This is a genomic window from Pseudonocardia sp. KRD291, from assembly GCF_019263595.1.
Classification (GTDB): domain Bacteria; phylum Actinomycetota; class Actinomycetes; order Mycobacteriales; family Pseudonocardiaceae; genus Pseudonocardia.
The window spans coordinates 1-2,207 of the sequence record NZ_JADQDD010000488.1; the positions used below are offsets into that span (position 1 = coordinate 1).

At 74.3% G+C, this 2,207-nt stretch carries 3 protein-coding genes; all 3 read left to right on the forward strand.

The features are described from left to right. A partial coding sequence (locus I4I78_RS32065; protein WP_218615258.1) for an arabinosyltransferase C-terminal domain-containing protein occupies nt 1-1,040 on the forward strand: 1,040 nt, incomplete at its 5' end. Between the two features lie 158 nt (nt 1,041-1,198). After that, nucleotides 1,199-1,597, forward strand: a complete 399-nt coding sequence (locus tag I4I78_RS32070) for a VOC family protein (protein WP_218615259.1) — start codon at nt 1,199-1,201, stop codon at nt 1,595-1,597. Between the two features lie 100 nt (nt 1,598-1,697). After that, the coding region (locus I4I78_RS32075) for an AI-2E family transporter (RefSeq protein ID WP_218615260.1) at nt 1,698-2,207 on the forward strand (510 nt) is incomplete at its 3' end.

Here is a 2,207-nt window from a genome sequence, read left to right on the forward strand (position 1 = left end):
CCGGGCGCCAGGCCGGCAGCTACTCGGTCGGCGCCCAGATGCAGGCCCATCTGGCCGGCGAGGACACCTGCGGGCTGATCGACGACGTGGTCACCACGATCGACACCCCCGGCGGGGTGCTCAAGCCCGGGCCGGGCGCCGCGGCGCTGACCGGGTTCACCTCCGGCGGCGGCTACCGCGGCACACCGCCGTCCCCGCCGGGCAGCGGGTCCTCGGCGTCGCTGTGGGGCAGCTCGGCGAACGGCGCGATCTCCACCGGGACGCTGACGAGCCAGTGGTTCGTGCTGCCCGACGTCGCGGACGACCAGGAGCTGGCCGTGAACGTGAGCGGCCGGACCGCGCAGGGCAACCGGCTGGCCCTGGAGTTCGGCCGCGGCGGCGGGGACGCACCGACGCCGGTCGGGCAGCGGGTCCTCGACGACACCGACACCGCGCCCGAGTCCCAGCCCGAGTACCCGACCGACCGGGTCGACGAGGTCTCGCCGCTGTTCCGCGACGAGTGGCGGCCGCTGCACCTGGCTCCGTCGGCGATCCCGCCGGGCGCCGACCTGGTCCGGGTGCGGGCCACCGACGGCGCCACCGACCCCGGCGGGTTCCTGGCCGTGACCGGGCCGCGGCTGCGCGACGTGGTGCCGGTGCGCGCGCAGCTCGACACCGGTGGCCCGGTGTTCGTCGACTGGACGCTGCTGTGGTCCGCGCCGTGCGTGCGGGACGGCCCCCGTGTCAGCGGCGGCGTCGCCCAGGCACCGGGGACGCTGCTCAAGGCCCCGGCCGACATCGGCTTCTCCGGCGAGGCGTCGTTCGTCAAGGGCATCGGCGGCAGCTTCGGGCCGATGTCGGTGATCGGCACCGAGAGCGTCGTCCCGACCCGGTTGCAGGGGTCGCGGTCCCGCCCGGCCTACGCCGACTGGGGCTCGCTGGTGCGGGTCACCTACCCGATCGCGCGCGACGCCTACGACACCGAGGGAACCCGGGTCGAAAGATGGGGCTGGGAGGGCGACCGGACGCCACTGGGCTACCCGGAGCGGTCGGCCCCCTGACCGGTCGGGCAGGTACCGGCCCGGCGACCGGACGGGTCCCGGCGCGAGGGGCCCCGACGCCCTGCTGCGGGCCGCCGTTCACTGATAGACATACGGCGATGTCCGCATCGGTGCCGGGCTCACCGGCCCCGGTGCACCCCTAGGCAAAAGGAGCCATCGTGGCCTTCCCCGGTCTGCAGCACGTCGCGATCACCGTCACCGACCTCGAGCGCAGCACCCGGTGGTACAGCCGCCTGTTCGGCGCCGACCCCGTCCTGGACGAGGACGAGGAGGGCGGCCGGTTCCACCACACCGTCTACGCCCTCGACGGCGGCATGCTGTTCGGCCTGCACACCCACCACGGCACGGAGTCCGGCGACCCCGCGGACGAGCACCGCACCGGCCTCGACCACGTCGGGTTCGCGGTCGGCTCGCACGCCGAGCTCGAGCAGTGGGCCACCAAGCTCGACGAGCTCGGCATCGAGCACGGCGGCGTGAAGAAGGCGCACTACGGCAGCGGCGTCTCCTTCCGCGACCCCGACAACATCGGCCTGGAGTTCTTCACCGGCCCCGAGTGATCCCCGGCCCGCCGGTTCCGGCGAGCTCCACCGGACTCGACCTGCTGCTCCGGTGCCCCGGCCGCTACGCTCCGGCCCCGGGTCGAGCAGAGGAGATCATGTGGGCACCGATGCGCCGGTCCACGGCCGCGGCAGGGTGATCGGCCAGGGGCTGTCCTGGACCGCGCGCTGGAGCGTGCGGCTGCTGCTCACCGCGGCCGGGGCGGCGTTGGTCGGGCTGCTGATCGGGCAGCTGTGGTCGATCGTGTTCCCGGTGCTGATGGCGGTCCTGGTCGCGACCGTGCTGTGGCCGCCCGCGGCGTGGCTGCGCCGGCACAAGGTCCCGCCCGCCCTGGCGTCGGCGCTGGTGCTGCTGCTCGGGCTCGGGGTGATCGCCGGGCTGATCACCATCGTCGGCACGTCGGTGTCGGGCAGTGTCGGGCAGATCGCCGCCAGCGTGTCGGCCGGCATCGGCTCGATCGGCGCCTGGCTCAGCGGCCCCCCGTTCAACCTCGGCCAGTCCCAGCTCGACACCGTCATCCAGACCGTGATCGACCGGCTGCAGTCCAGCGTCTCCACGATCGCGACGAACGTCCTGGCCACGGTGGGGTCGTTCGCGTCCGGGCTGGTC